The organism is Campylobacter sp. BCW_6871 (genome assembly GCF_001762325.1).
In the GTDB taxonomy this organism is placed as follows: Bacteria; Campylobacterota; Campylobacteria; order Campylobacterales; family Campylobacteraceae; genus Campylobacter_D; species Campylobacter_D jejuni.
The window spans coordinates 106,744-121,337 of the sequence record NZ_MJWQ01000018.1 but is presented as its reverse complement, the minus strand read 5'-3'; the positions used below and the strand labels follow the sequence as shown (position 1 = coordinate 121,337).

The following is a 14,594-nucleotide window of genomic DNA, read 5'->3' as shown; positions in this document are numbered from 1 at the left end:
TTTTGCATAAAGCAAGACTAAATTATATCAAAATATACTTAATTTATACTTCAATAAGTGTTGTAACTTTTTGTAATTATCTGTTTATAATTTAAAGGTGAAATTTTAACCTTTTATCTTAATCCGTGATATAATTAATTTAAGTTGCGAATTGTTAAAAAAGGAGGGTGAATATGAATAGTACGAAACCTATTCGTTGGTTTACTTTTATCGTTTTAGTTATTGGCGGAGGAACTGTTTTCAAACTTTCCTCTTTAAAAGATGCCTTTTATGTGCCTATGCAAGAATTTATGAATCTTAGCAATACACAAATTGGACTCGCGCTCTCAGTTTATGGCATAGTGCAAACGGTGGGAAATATTGCATCCATTTATATAGCAGATAGATTTTCTAAAAAAATACTCATTCCTTTTTCATTGGTTTGTGTGGGTTTGGTTGGAATTTATATTTCTACTTTTCCTTCTTTTTATGGAATTTTAATAGCTTGGGGTTTGCTTTCTTTATTTGGAGAAGTTGTGTATTGGCCTGTTTTGCTTAAAGCCATTCGCTTGCTTGGAGATTCTACTCAACAAGGAAGACTTTTTGGATTTTTAGAAGCAGGACGTGGTGTTATAGATACTATAGTTGCTTTTAGTGCTTTGGGAATTTTTTTACTTTTAGGGTCTGGCGCAGGTGGACTTAAGGCTGCTATATTATTTTATAGCGCTTGTGTGATTATAGCAGGTATTTTGGCATATTTTCTACTTGAAGATGACAAAATTAATACCCAAGATGAGCAAGGAAATGAAATCAGTAAAAACAAAGCCGCTTGGAATGGAGTTATCAAAGCGATTAAAACTCCTGAAATTTGGGTGGTATCTTTGACCATTTTTACTATTTATTCTGTGTATTGTGGTTTGACTTATTTTATTCCATTTTTAAAAGATATTTATGGTATGCCTGTGGCTTTGGTCGGTGCTTATGGTATTATCAATCAATACACTTTAAAATTAGTAGGTGGGCCAATTGGGGGATATTTAGCAGATAAAACCTTTAAATCTTCAACAAGATATTTGCGTTTTGCTTTGATTTTAGCAGCCTTGGCCATATTAATTTTTGTTTTTATGCCTCATGAGAAATTAAATATTTATTTTGGTATGAGTTTAACCTTAGGTTTTGCCGCTCTTGTTTTTACTATGCGTGCGACATTTTTTGCTCCTGTGGATGAGATAGAAATGCCTAGGGAAATTAGTGGAGCTGCTATGAGTATAGCTTGTATTTTTGGTTATTCTCCACAACTTTTTTGTTTTGCACTTTATGGTTTTATGATCGATCGTTTTAAAGGTTTATTAGGCTATCAAATTGTTTTTGCGTTAATGGGGATTTTTGCTATTTGTGGTGTGATTGTAACTACGATTTTGCTTAAGATGATAGCTAGAAAAAAAGCATTAAAAGGAGTGGTATCATGAAAATAGGTTTAGAAACTGAAAGCATGCATTTATGGTTTCAAAATGGTAGGATGGATATATTTTCTTATATCGATTTTGCTAAAAATTTGGGCTGTGAGGGTGTGATTATAAATATCATTAAAGATTTTGGTTTGGATGAAGAATGGGGATGCTTAGGAAGCGATGACGAAAATCATCTTAAAAAAATTAAAGCCAAATTGGATGAATACAATATGTATTGTGAGATTGACTCTAAGGGTTTTAATAAAGATAAATTTGAAAAAATTGCTAAAGTAGCTTCTATTTTAGGTGCTAAAATTATACGCTCTTATGTGCCCTTAACCGATAAAAATAAAAAAGTTAAACATGCTAGCGATGGGGCTTATGATGATTCTAAAATTACTACTAGATTCGATAAAGAAGATTTTTTAGCTACAAAGGATGAAATAAAAGCTTTGATACCGATTTTGGAAAAATATGATTTAAAACTTGCTATAGAAAATCATGAGTATCAAACTTCAGAGGATTTGCTTGATTTGTTGAAATTGATCAGTCATCCTAAAATAGGATTTTTATATGATTTTGGAAATTCTATGATGGCCTATGAAGATCCTATAAAAGCTTGCAAAGACATGGCTAAATATACTTTTAGCACGCATTGTAAAGATCATATAGTTTTCATTGAAGAGGGTGTAGAATATGTTTGCGGCGTTCCTTTGGGAGAAGGAAATTTAGACATTAAAACTTGTGTAGAAATTCTTAAAAAAGAAGGACTTGACCGTATTAATGTAGAGCAATGTTATCCTTATTGTGCGACTTTTAAAAGAGAAAAAGGAACAGGCGGGGTTAAAGAATTAGGTAAAGGGGCTTTTAAGATAGAAAAATCTTTGTTTGAAGATTTAAAAGCTATGCAGTATTATTATCCTCAAGAAGTATCTCAAGAATGCTTAGAGAGGCTTTTAAAACTTCAAAAAAAAGGTTGCGAGAAAAGTGTAGAATATTTAAAAAGTATTATTTAGATAAAATTTGGAATAAATTTTGTTTAATATTTTCAAGCATGGCAAAACGTTTTTTATACATGGAGCGTTTTTGCGAAGGGATTTCTTCTAGGTTTTTTTGCGAGTGGTGGAGCTTGTAGTATTTGTGTTTATCGATTTTTATTAATTCTCCACCATTTTCTAGCCAAATTTTTTGATAATCTACAAAATAGCCTTTTTCTTTTCCTTTTTGAGAACGGATTTGATTTTTTTCATGTACACCTAAAGTAGCTTGAAGTTTTAAAATTTCACAAAGCATCTTAGAGCATTCTATAAGTAAAGCAACAGGGCGCAAACCATGACATTTTTTAGTTAAAATTTTATTAATTTCTAAAATATTAAAATCTTTGTATTTATATCCTTGTATGCAAGAAAGTAGAAGATTATTTTCTAAAGTAAAGCAAAAATTACATTGTGAAATAGTGTATTTTTTAAATTTTAAAGAAAAAGCCCAAAAACCTTCTTCGTAAACATTATGGTTATATCCTAAAAAAAGCTCAAAATCTTCATCAAAAGAAAAAATCATTTGTTCTTCGGGAAGAAATTTAAAACAAGTAAGTCCCTTATCAACATCATAAATAAGTGTTTTAACGCGTTCATTTGCTTTAAAACTTTTATCGCAAAATCTTCTTATAGCATTGTAGCAAGCATAGGGTCTTTGAGAGAAAAAGTCTTTTAAATGTTTATTTTTTTCTTCATTAAGCGTTTTTTCTAGAAGCCTTACTTGAGGAAAATATAGAATTTTTCTTGCTTGAAAACGCAAATAGCGCCAAAAGATGATACTTTTTCTTCTATCAGTAAAATTTGGAATAGGGTAGGAAAATTTTTTATTCACCTGCAATCCTTGATATATCATTATAAGTTGCAAAGAGCATTAAGCTTAAAAGTATTGCCATGCCTGCGTAACTTAAGTATTCAAAAGCACGCTGTGGAATCTTGCGTCTAAAAATCATTTCATAAAGATTAAAAAGTATATGTCCTCCATCAAGCATAGGAATAGGTAAAAGATTTAAAATACCTAAATTTATAGAAATTAAAGCAGTGATAAATAAAAGCAAAGTAAAGCTATTTTGTGCAGCCTTTGAGGTAATTTCAGTCATGGTGATAATACCGCCTAAATTTTTTGCTTCAACTTCACCACTTATGAGTTTTACAATACCCTTGATGATGAGTGTGGAAGCTTGAAAACTTTCTTGTGCGGCATATTTAAAACTTTCTAAACCTTGATGTTTTACAAGAGTGCTTGTACCATTTGGACTGATTCCAAGTTGAGGTTTTTCAACGATTTGTCCAAAGTCATTATATCCTTGTCCTATTTTTGGAGTTAAAATAAATTCTAAATTTTTTCCTTCTCTATCGATTAATATTTTCAAAGGCTCTAAACTTAAATGCTTTGAAATTTCATCAAAGCTTTGAATTTTTATACCGTTGATTTCTAAGATAGTATCATTTTTTTGAAGTCCTATGTCTTGTGCAGCAGAGTTTGGCGCTATGCTTCCTATTTGCGGAGCAAGTTTGCTTAGACCTAAATTTCCTATGATAATATAAAGAAAAAAAGCTAAAATCAGGTTAAAAAATGGTCCAGCAAAAAGAATATAAATCTTTTTTAAAGGACTTAAAATGCTATAGCTATCTTTGTCTAGATTTTCAAAACCAGGACGCATATCATCTTGTCCTTTAAGTTTAACATATCCTCCAAGTGGTAAAGCGCTTAAGCGATAGTTTGTACCTTTAAATTCACGCTCTATAAGACTTTTTCCAAATCCTATACTAAAGACTTCAACTTTTACACCCAAAGATCTTGCAGCTAAAAAATGTCCTAATTCGTGAAAGAAAATTAAAAATGAGATGACTAAAACAGTTGCTAAAAATTCAATAGAATAAAATTTAATTCCCAAAATCAAAATAACAATTAAAAACAATAAAGATCTCATTTTTCTCCTTTTTTTTGAGCTTTTATATAAGTATAGATGTATTCAAATCCAGAATAAAGAGTTAAAATCAAAGCTATGTAAAGTAGAATTTCTCCGCCTATCCACTCCATGATTAAAAATCCTATCGCAGTCATTTGAAAAGCGGTTTTAAGTTTGCCTGCAAAAGAAGCATTGACATTTAAATTTTCACTGATCATTACAACTCTAAAACCCGTGATAAAAAATTCCCTTACTAAGATAATATAAATTACCCATTCATTAGCTTTTCCTGTAAGTAAAAGCCCTAAAAAAGCTGCTAAAACAAGCATTTTATCGGCTAATGGATCTAAGATTCCACCCAGTTTTGTAGTTTGTTTCCAAGTTCTTGCGATGTATCCATCAAAAAAATCACTTAAAGCCGCTAATGAAAAAGTTAAAGCAGCAAAATAGTTAATCCAACTTTGATGAATGTTTTCAAATTTATGAATTAATAAAAAAAATAATAAAGGTGCTAAAACCATTCTAAAAATCGCCAAGATATTGGGTAAATTCATAACAAGCCTTGTGAAATTAAATGTAAAATTATAATCAAAATTGTATAAAATTTAAGCAAAGACTTAGTAAAAATACAAAAAAGAATCAGTTTATTTTTATTTAAATTTTGCTTTTAAGCAAAATTTAAATAAATTTTACAACTTCATCAAAACTAAAACGATTTTTTTGAGGATTTTTTTCATCGTTGCAATATCCTAAAGCCACTACCAAACTTGATCTTTCTTTTTGAATATCAAGTGATAAATAAGAATCAAGCTTTTCTTTATCAAAACCACCTATAGTGCAGCTTGCTATATTTAAAGCATTAGCACTGTAAAGTATGCTAGCTAGAGCTATATGAGCTTGTTCTCTTGCATAAGATATTTTTTGTTCTTGATTTAGAGATTTTAAAAAAGGCATATAAGTATCTAAGCGTTTTTGAATTTCTGTTTTACTCATATCTCTTTTTCTAAGTTTTTCTTCAAAATAATCTAAAAAATCAAGTCTTGAAATGATGATAATTAATACAGCGCAATCTTTTACATGTTTTTGTTGGTTGCAAATTTTAGAAAGTTCTTCTTTTCTTTTCTCATCTTGCACTACTATAAATTTCCAAGGTTCTAGTCCTAAGGAGCTGGGACTTAATCTTGCTATTTCTAAAATAGAATTTAAATCCTCTTTTTTGAGTTTTTCATTTTTAAAATTTCTACAAGAATATCTTGTGCTAAAAATTTCAAGTTCTTTTTTCATTATTTTTCCTTGTAAAATTCGACGACTTCATTAAAATTTAAGCGTTGAGTAGAATATTTTGGTTCGTGGGCTTTATATCCTAAGGATAAAATTACAGCAGTTTCAAAAGGATAAGTTAAATGAAGAAAATCATCAACCTTAGTTTTTTCAAAGCCACCTATCATACAAGAATCAATACCTAAGCTCATTGCAGCTAGCGACATTTGCATCATAGCAAGATAGCATTGAAGTTGTGCGTAATGATAGAGTTCATTATCATTCATTGCATTGGTTTTATGGGTGTAAATTTCTAAAATTTTTTGAAAATTTTCTTCGCTAGAACCTGAGAAACGACGCACTTATTTTTGTGCAAATTCATCTTTGCTTTGAAGATCTTTTCTTGCTAGAAAAATAATATTATGACTCGCACTTGCTACATTTTGTTGATTGTAACATAGGGTTGAGAGTTTAAGATTGTGTTCTTTTTGTTCTAATACTACAAATTTCCAAGGCTCAAATCCATGTGAGCTCGGGGCTAAGACTCCACTTTCTAATATAAAATGCAAATCCTTTTCATTGATTTTTTTATCATTAAAAAGTTTACAAGCTCTGCGTTTTGAAATTAGTTCTTTAAAATTCATTTTATTCCTTAAAATCAAAAATAATAATATTAATTATAAAATGCAAAGCTTAATCAAAAAATATTATAGTTTGATATTTTTCTTAAAAACAAAACCGGATTTTTCAAAACCCATTTTTTGGATATAAAATTCATGAGCTTGTGTTCTAAAAAAACTTGAACTTAGTTCTAATTCTTCATATCCTTGATCTTTTGCCCAAATTTGGATTTTTTTCAAAAAAGCTTGACCTATACCTTTTCCTCTTAAAGTTTCATCTACGACAAAATCACAAATATAAAGACAATGATTATGATAAAGTACATTAAAGGGCATGACTCCACAAGCTGCTTTGTAGCTTCCCTCATTTTCATAGGCAAAAAGTTTATAATGTTGAGTTTGTGTAGCAAGTTGGATTTTGTCTAAAAAATCTTTCAAAGATAGGTTATTTCTTAATTGTTTTATCAAGGGATAAATTTTTTCCAAGTCTTCTTTTAGCTTAATTTCTTTCATTTTTAAATCCCTTAAATTTCAAAAATCTCAGGTTTTAATTTTAAAAGTAGGCAAAAAGTTGCTAAAACAGCTTGTTCTTGCATAAATTCACGATCTCCATCTAAATAAAGCGTTTCTTGGATAAAAGTTCCATCTCTAAACATTGCGCCTATATAAATAGTGCCTGATTTTATTTTTCCCTCATCTTTTTCGCCAACTACTCCGCTAATAGCTAAGGCAAAATCAGGATTAGCCGTTTTAAAAATACCTTTTAGCATAAAATAAACACAACGTTCACTGTATTCGCCATTATTTTCTAAGACGCTTTCGCTAATTCCAAGCCATTCGTGTTTGATGCGGTTGGAATAACTTACAATAGATCCTTCAAAAATTTCACTTACACCTGAAATTTTGGTTAAGGTGCTTGCACAAAGTCCGCCTGTGCAACTTTCAGCAAAAGAAATTTTTAATTTTTTTTCTAAAAGTTTAGAGCTTATAAAATGTATAGGATCTTTACCTAAAAACACCTTTTGTCCAAAAAGATTTTTTACGCTATTTAAAAAACCATCAAGTTTTCCAAAATTAGCGCAAGTGGCCTTAATAAGCACAAGATTATCTAAAAACTTGGTTGATTTTATACTTATCTCATAAGATTTTGTTAGGGTTTGCAGTAGTAATATAGCGCTTTCATCATCCATGCCAAAAATGCAAAAATATGCAAAATTTAATTTTATATGCCCAAGAAGATCAGGTAATTTTTCGCTTGGATTTATTTTAACGACATTAATTTTTGAATTTGAAAAATTACATACAAAGCTATTTTTACTAAATTCTGCTTTATCTGGAACCAAGGTATCATCTTTTAAGATAAGATTATCATCATTTAAAGTTGCTAAAATTTTAGCAACAGTCGCATAATGCAAAGGGCTTGTAAATAAAGTGATAAAATCATACTGATTTAAGAGATTTTCAAGCAAAAAGGGTAAATCTTTATCGGTTTTATTTTGTATGCGAATTTCGTTAATTTCTTTAAATTTTTCTTCATAAGTTCTATAAATATAATTTTTGAATTTTTCGTTTATAGTAAGCTCATCTCCTATAAGATAAAGCAAATGTTTCATAAATTTTCCTTTTTTTCTTATAATTATAGCCAAAAACAAAGTAGAAATTAAAGCTAATTTGAGTAGAATTTAAGATTATTAAAAATTAGGTGGAAAAAATGGACTACAAAGAAACTCTACTTTTGCCCAGCACTACTTTTGCTATGCGGGCGAATTTAGCGGAACTTGAACCGCAAAGATTTAAAAAATGGTTTGAGCAAAATTATGCTTATGAAAAAATGAAAGAAAATCGCAAAAATGCGAAAAAAAGTTTTACCTTGCACGATGGCCCCCCTTATGCTAACGGACATATTCATATAGGACATGCTTTAAATAAAATTTTAAAAGAAACTATTATCAAAACGCATTATTTTAAAGGTGAGAGTGTGCGTTTTACTCCAGGGTGGGATTGTCATGGTTTACCTATAGAACAACAAGTAGAAGTAAAGCTTGGAGAAAAGAAAAAAAGCTTAAGCAAGAAAGAAATTCGTGAGTTTTGCAGACAACATGCGAGTGAATTTGTAGATATCCAAAGAGAAGAATTTAAAGATTTAGGCATTATTGCGGATTGGGATAAGCCTTATTTGACTATGAAATTTGAGTTTGAAGCAGCGATTTATAGAACTTTATGTGAGATTGCTAAAAAAGGCTTACTTTGTGAGCGTTCTAAACCTGTTTTTTGGAGTTGGGCGGCAAAGTCAGCTTTAGCGGAAGCTGAAGTAGAGTATCAAGATAAAGAAGATTATTCTATCTTTGTGGCTTTTGATTTAGATGTAAAAGCTTGCGAAAAATTAGGCGTTTCAAAAGCAAGCGCAGTGATATGGACAACTACGCCTTGGACTTTGGTGGCTAATCAAGCTATAGCCTTAAATCCTAACGAAAATTATGTGATCACTAAAGAAGGTTTGATTTTTGCAAGTGCTTTGCTTAAAAGCATGGTAGAAAAAGGACTTACAAGTGGAGAAATTCAAAAAGAACTCAACGCAAAAGAATTTGAAAAACTTGAAGCTATCAATCCTTTAAATGGAAGAAAATCTGTTTTAATCATGGGTGAGCATGTATTGATGGATGGTGGAAGTGGACTTGTACATACTGCACCAGGACATGGCGAAGATGATTACTATGCTTGTTTGAAATACGATATTGAAGTTTTAATGCCTGTTGATGATAGTGGATGTTATGATGAAACTTTAAGAGCTAAAGGGCTTTTGCCTTCTCATTTGCTTGAAGAGTTTATAGGTCTTCATATTTTTAAGGCCAATGAAAAAATTTTAGAACTTTTAGGCGAAAAACTTTTACATTCTTCTAAATTTATACACTCTTATCCATTTTGTTGGAGAACGCATAAGCCTGTGATTTATAGAGCTACTAAACAATGGTTTATTTTAATGGATGAACCAAAACTTCAAGGAAAAACTTTAAGAGAGTGTGCAAAAGAACAACTTTTAAAAACAACCTTTTATCCGCAAAGTGGGGTAAAAAGAATAGGTTCTATGGTGGAAAATCGCCCAGATTGGTGTATTTCAAGACAAAGGGACTGGGGAACGCCTATAGCCTTTTTTAGAGATAAAAACACTAAAGAAGTGATTTTTGATGATGAACTTTTTGACTTTGTAGCAGCTATTTTTGAAAAACACGGTGCTGATGCGTGGTGGGAGTTTGAAATCAAAGATTTAATTCCTACAAATTCAAAATACAAAGCTGAAAATTTAGAAAAAGTATATGATATTTTAGATGTTTGGTTTGATAGCGGAAGTACTTTTAATGCAGTTTTAAATAGCGGACTTTATGACGCAGGAGAAAAAAGAGCAAGTATGTATTTAGAAGGAAGCGATCAGCATCGGGGTTGGTTTCAAAGCTCTTTGCTTGTAGGTACAGTGATCAATGAAAGCGCACCTTATGAAAGCATTTTAACTCATGGTTTTACCACCGATGAAAAAGGGCAAAAAATGTCTAAATCTAAAGGCAATGTGATTGCTTCTGAATATGTAGCAAAAACCTATGGAGTTGAAATTTTAAGACTTTGGATACTTTTAAGTGATTATTCAAGTGATTTAAAAATTTCAGACAATATCTTAAAACAAGTGGGCGAACAATACCGCAAAATAAGAAACACTATAAGATTTTTACTTGCTAATACCAATGATTTAAAAGATTTAGAAGTTAAAGAATTTAGTTTTATTGATAAATGGATATTAAGTCGTGCAACCAAAGTTTTTAAAGCAAGTAAAGAAGCATTTTTTGCTTATGAATTTGCCAAAGGTTTTAGTTTGCTTTTAAATTTCTTAAGTGCGGATTTAAGTGGGATTTATCTTGATATCAGTAAAGATAGGCTTTATTGCGATAGTGAAAATGCCCAAAGAAGAAAATCTGCTCAAGTGGCTATGGCTTTGATGGCAAAAGAGCTTTTAAATTTACTTGCTCCAAATTTAAGCTATAGTGTAGATGAGGCTCTAGAACATGCTAATGTTTTAATCAAAGGCGATGCAAAAGATGTATTTGATCTGAGTTTAACTCAAGATTTTGATTATGATTTTGGTATAGATGATACATTTTTAATGAGCGCTAGAGAGAAATTTTTTGAACAAATTGATATACTTAAAAAAGATAAAATCATTAAATCTACTTTGGAATTAAATTTAAACATCAGTTTTAATAAATTCCCAAATGAGGAATTAGCCGATTGGTTTATGGTAAGTCAAATCAGCAATGAAAATGAAGAAATTTTGGCTGAATTTGAAGTAGAGAATGAGAAATTTAAAATCACCAAAGCTTCACTTTGTAAATGCCCAAGATGTTGGAAACTTCAAAGTAAAAATGAAGAAACACCTTGTTTAAGATGTGAAGAAGTTTTAAAAGGGATTCAATGCTAGAAAATCCTATTTCAAATAGTATTATCATCACAACTATAGCGGTGGTTTTGGCTTTTAGTGCTTTAGCGGTATTTTTGATCAAAAAAACAAAGGAAAATAAATGACAACTTTAAAAGAAGCTTTAAAATACTCCAAAGAAGAACTTGAAAATTTAAAAAAAGAACTCAATGAAAAAGCAAAAAAAGAAAAAAAAATAGGTGCTTATATCGAACAATTTTTAGATAAGGACTTAAGTGTTTCAGGTGAAGGTGTGCCTGTAGCCATAAAAGATAATATCAGTGTAAAGGGCTGGGAGCTTACTAGTGCGAGTAAGATTTTACAAGGTTATATCGCTCCTTATGATGCAAGTGCGATTGTTAATTTAAAGGCTAATGGTTTTTCTCCTTTTGGGCGTTGTAATATGGATGAATTTGCTATGGGAAGTTCAACAGCGAGTTCTTGTTATGGAAAAACTTTAAATCCTTTAAATTTTGAGCGTGTTCCAGGTGGGTCAAGTGGTGGAAGTGCTGCTGCGGTAGCGGGTGGCTTGGCTTTAGCAAGTTTAGGTTCTGATACAGGAGGATCTGTACGCCAACCTGCGGCTTTTTGTGGTTGTGTAGGATTTAAACCGAGTTATGGAAGAGTGAGTCGCTATGGTTTGGCTTCTTATTCTTCAAGTTTGGATCAAATCGGGGTTTTAACGCAAAATGTAGAAGATGCGGCAATTTTATATGATGCGATCGCAGGATATGATAAAATGGATAGCACGAGTGCAAATATCGAGTTTATCAAAACCGCTCCAAATTTAAATGCAAATAAAAAATTAAAAATTGCAGTGATTGAAAATTATGTCAATGATGCAGATAGCGAAGTAAAAAACGCACTTTTAAAAACCATAGATATGTTAAAAGCTAATGGACATGAGATTGTATATAAAAATTTGCTTGATTCTAAGTTTGATATCGCAGCGTATTATATCATCGCAACAGCTGAAGCAAGTGCAAATTTAAGTCGTTATGATGGGGTGCGTTATGGCAAGCGTTCTGAAAATATCCAAAATTTAAAAGAAATGTATGTAAATACACGCAGCGAAGGTTTTGGCGAAGAAGTAAAAAGAAGAATTTTGTTAGGAACTTTTGTTTTAAGTAGTGGATATTATGATGCGTATTATATCAAAGCACAAAAAGCTAGAGCTTTTATCAAGGCAAAATATGAAGAAATTTTGCAAGATTGTGATCTTATTTTTATGCCTGTAACTCCTACAACGGCTTTTAAATTTGATACTCAAAAAAGCCCTATGCAAACTTATTTAGAAGATGTTTATACTATCTCTGTAAATTTAGCAGGACTTGGAGGCATTAGTGTGCCTGTTGCAAAAGATAAAGAAGGGCTTAATATATCAGCACAACTGATTTGCAAAGCTTATGATGAACAAACCTTGTTAGATGGGGCTTTAAGTTTAGAACAAATGATTAAAAATTAAGGATGAAAGATGAAAATTGTAAAAAGAGCTTTAACTTTTGAAGATGTATTACTGCGTCCTGGGTATTCTGAAGTTCTACCTAAGGAAGTAAAAATTCACACTAAACTAACAAAAAATATCACTTTAAATATGCCTTTAATCTCTGCGGCTATGGATACCGTTACCGAACACAGAGCTGCTATCATGATGGCAAGACTTGGAGGACTTGGAGTGATTCATAAAAATATGGATATAGCTTCACAAGTTAGAGAAGTAAAAAGAGTGAAAAAAAGCGAAAGCGGAGTGATTATCGATCCTATTTTTGTAAGTCCTAAAGCAAGTGTTGCGGAAGCTTTAGAAATTATGGCAGAGTATAGAATTTCAGGTGTTCCTGTAGTAGATGAAGATAAGAAACTAATAGGCATACTTACCAATCGTGATTTAAGATTTGAGAGTGATTTTTCAAATTTGGTTGAAAATGTTATGACTAAAATGCCTTTAATTACTGCTCCAAAGGGTTGTACTTTAGATGATGCAGAAAAAATTTTCAGCACCAACAAAGTAGAAAAACTTCCTATAGTTGATGAACAAGGACGCTTGGAAGGACTTATCACTATAAAAGATCTTAAAAAACGCAAAGAATATCCTGATGCCAATAAAGATAATTTTGGAAGATTACGCGTGGGTGCGGCTATAGGAGTAGGGCAAATGGATCGTGTGGATGCTTTAGTTGAAGCAGGCGTTGATGTTGTTGTGCTTGATTCTGCGCATGGACATTCTAAGGGTATTATTGATACGATAAAAGCAATTAAAACTAAATATCCAAATTTAGATCTTATCGCAGGAAATATCGCTACTGCAGCCGCAGCAAAAGCACTTTGTGAAGCAGGAGTAGATGCGGTTAAAGTAGGTATTGGGCCAGGAAGTATTTGTACTACGCGTATTGTTTCAGGTGTGGGTGTGCCTCAAATTTCGGCCATTGATGAGTGCGTGGAAGAAGCAAATAAATTTGGCGTTCCTGTGATAGCTGATGGCGGGATTAAATATTCAGGTGATATTGCAAAAGCTTTAGCTGTGGGTGCGAGTTCTGTTATGATAGGATCGCTTTTAGCTGGAACGGATGAAAGTCCAGGAGAGCTTTTTACTTATCAAGGAAGACAATATAAGTCTTATCGTGGTATGGGTTCGCTTGGGGCTATGCAAAAGGGAAGTTCGGATAGATACTTTCAGCAAGGTACCGCTCAAGATAAACTTGTTCCTGAAGGTATAGAAGGGCGTGTTCCTTATGTGGGAAGTATAAGAAGCGTGGTGCATCAACTTTTAGGAGGTTTGCGTTCTTCTATGGGTTATGTTGGGGCTAAAGATATAGAAGATTTTCAAAAAAGAGCTGAATTTGTTGAAATCACTACTGCAGGGCTTAAAGAAAGTCATGTACATGATGTTACTATCACTCATGAAGCACCAAATTACAAGGTCAATCATCAATGAGTTTTGAAGAAAATTTAAAACACGCTAATGAATCTTTGGAAAAATTAAACAATCAAGAGCTTGCCTTAGATGAAAGTGTAAAAATTTACAAAGAAGGTTTAGAGAGTATCAAAAAAGCAAGACTTGAGCTTGAAAAAGCAAAATTAGAAGTGGAGCAAATCGATGAGTAAAATAGCAGCTTTACAGTTTCCAACTTTAGCTTTAAGTGAATCAAGGCTCGATTATTATCTTAAAGCTTCAAAAGACAATGGGGCAAATTTGGTAGTTTTGGGCGAATATGTGATTAATAGTTTTTTTACAGAACTTTTACACATGCCAAAAAATATGATAAAAGAACAAAGTGAAGCTAAAAAAGAAAGCTTGATTAAACTTGCTAAAAAATATGAATTAGAAATCATCGCTCCTTATGTAAGCGTTGAAGCTAAAAGTTATAAAAAACTTTGCTTAAAAGTTGCTCCAAATGGTGTCAAAAGTTATGAACAGCAAATTTTAATGCCTTATGAACATTGGAGTGAAGAAAAATTTTTCAGCAACAAAACTCCATCAGAATTAAAAATTTTTACTTTTAATTATGAAAAATTAAAATGTGCTTTGCTTTTTGGTTTTGAGACACATTTTGATATTTTTTGGCAACAGATTATGGCGAAAAAAATTGATTTGGTTATCGTTCCTAGTGCTTGCACCTTTGAAAGCAAACAAAGATGGGAAGAGCTTTTAAAAACAAGAGCTTTTTTAAATTCTACAAGCATTTTAAGAGTAAATCGCATAGGCAAAACAAAAGATGAGTGGAATTTTTACGGTGATACTCTGTTTATCAACGCTTTTGGCGAGATAGAAAGTAGATTAGGTTCTGAAGAAGAAATGCTTATTATAGAGCCTAAAAAAAGTGATGAAGCAAGAAAACTTTGGGGTTTTGATAAAATTCTTAAGAATTTTTAAAGAA

The 14,594-nt window shown here is 31.6% G+C and carries 14 protein-coding genes and 1 pseudogene; 8 read left to right on the top strand and 7 right to left on the bottom strand.

What is annotated here, in order from left to right:
• The first annotated feature begins 173 nt into the window (after nt 1-173).
• Complete coding sequence (locus AJ930_RS01845) at nt 174-1,448, top strand: MFS transporter (RefSeq protein WP_002861796.1); 1,275 nt, start codon at nt 174-176, stop codon at nt 1,446-1,448.
• The gene (locus tag AJ930_RS01840) at nt 1,445-2,446 is read left to right on the top strand and encodes a sugar phosphate isomerase/epimerase family protein (protein WP_053872671.1); all 1,002 of its coding nucleotides are present in this window, start codon (nt 1,445-1,447) and stop codon (nt 2,444-2,446) included. The genes AJ930_RS01845 and AJ930_RS01840 overlap by 4 nt, the downstream gene beginning before the upstream one ends.
• On the opposite strand, the gene AJ930_RS01835 is transcribed toward AJ930_RS01840, so the two are convergent.
• From AJ930_RS01835 to AJ930_RS01800, 7 genes and pseudogenes are all read right to left on the bottom strand, one after another.
• The gene (locus AJ930_RS01835; protein ID WP_002882614.1) at nt 2,439-3,299 is read right to left on the bottom strand and encodes a VirK family antimicrobial peptide resistance protein; all 861 of its coding nucleotides are present in this window, start codon (nt 3,297-3,299) and stop codon (nt 2,439-2,441) included. The genes AJ930_RS01840 and AJ930_RS01835 overlap by 8 nt on opposite strands.
• A complete protein-coding gene (rseP, locus tag AJ930_RS01830) occupies nt 3,292-4,398 on the bottom strand; it encodes an RIP metalloprotease RseP (RefSeq protein ID WP_070274749.1) in 1,107 nt (368 codons plus the stop codon). The genes AJ930_RS01835 and rseP overlap by 8 nt, the downstream gene beginning before the upstream one ends.
• Nucleotides 4,395-4,931, bottom strand: a complete 537-nt coding sequence (pgsA, locus tag AJ930_RS01825) for a CDP-diacylglycerol--glycerol-3-phosphate 3-phosphatidyltransferase (protein ID WP_002812871.1) — start codon at nt 4,929-4,931, stop codon at nt 4,395-4,397. Before pgsA ends, rseP begins: the two co-directional genes overlap by 4 nt.
• A 124-nt stretch (nt 4,932-5,055) precedes the next feature.
• Complete coding sequence (locus AJ930_RS01820; RefSeq protein ID WP_070274748.1) at nt 5,056-5,661, bottom strand: NAD(P)H-dependent oxidoreductase; 606 nt, start codon at nt 5,659-5,661, stop codon at nt 5,056-5,058.
• A pseudogene (locus AJ930_RS10235) lies at nt 5,661-6,281 on the bottom strand (NAD(P)H-dependent oxidoreductase). Before AJ930_RS10235 ends, AJ930_RS01820 begins: the two are co-directional and overlap by 1 nt.
• 63 nt (nt 6,282-6,344) lie before the next feature.
• Entirely contained in the window at nt 6,345-6,770 is a 426-nt protein-coding gene (locus AJ930_RS01805; RefSeq protein ID WP_070274746.1) for a GNAT family N-acetyltransferase, read from the bottom strand.
• Between the two features lie 11 nt (nt 6,771-6,781).
• Nucleotides 6,782-7,870 carry a CinA family protein gene (locus AJ930_RS01800; RefSeq protein WP_002853490.1) on the bottom strand — a complete coding sequence of 363 codons (1,089 nt, stop codon included), beginning with the start codon at nt 7,868-7,870 and terminating at the stop codon, nt 6,782-6,784.
• Between the two features lie 98 nt (nt 7,871-7,968).
• On the opposite strand from AJ930_RS01800, the gene ileS reads away from it, so the two are divergent.
• The 6 genes from ileS to AJ930_RS01770 are packed head-to-tail and all read left to right on the top strand — an operon-like array spanning nt 7,969 to nt 14,590.
• Nucleotides 7,969-10,722 (top strand): isoleucine--tRNA ligase, encoded by a 2,754-nt coding sequence (gene ileS, locus AJ930_RS01795; protein ID WP_070274745.1) that lies wholly within the window; start codon nt 7,969-7,971, stop codon nt 10,720-10,722.
• A complete protein-coding gene (locus tag AJ930_RS01790; protein ID WP_002870558.1) occupies nt 10,716-10,826 on the top strand; it encodes a hypothetical protein in 111 nt (36 codons plus the stop codon). The genes ileS and AJ930_RS01790 overlap by 7 nt, the downstream gene beginning before the upstream one ends.
• Entirely contained in the window at nt 10,823-12,184 is a 1,362-nt protein-coding gene (gene gatA, locus AJ930_RS01785; protein ID WP_002870559.1) for an Asp-tRNA(Asn)/Glu-tRNA(Gln) amidotransferase subunit GatA, read from the top strand. The genes AJ930_RS01790 and gatA overlap by 4 nt, the downstream gene beginning before the upstream one ends.
• 9 nt (nt 12,185-12,193) lie before the next feature.
• The gene (gene guaB / locus AJ930_RS01780) at nt 12,194-13,651 is read left to right on the top strand and encodes an IMP dehydrogenase (RefSeq protein ID WP_002870560.1); all 1,458 of its coding nucleotides are present in this window, start codon (nt 12,194-12,196) and stop codon (nt 13,649-13,651) included.
• On the top strand, nt 13,648-13,821 hold the full coding sequence (gene xseB / locus AJ930_RS01775) for an exodeoxyribonuclease VII small subunit (RefSeq protein WP_002853034.1): 174 nt from the start codon (nt 13,648-13,650) through the stop codon (nt 13,819-13,821). Before guaB ends, xseB begins: the two co-directional genes overlap by 4 nt.
• A complete protein-coding gene (locus tag AJ930_RS01770; RefSeq protein ID WP_044779171.1) occupies nt 13,814-14,590 on the top strand; it encodes a carbon-nitrogen hydrolase family protein in 777 nt (258 codons plus the stop codon). The genes xseB and AJ930_RS01770 overlap by 8 nt, the downstream gene beginning before the upstream one ends.
• Nucleotides 14,591-14,594: the final 4 nt, after the last annotated feature.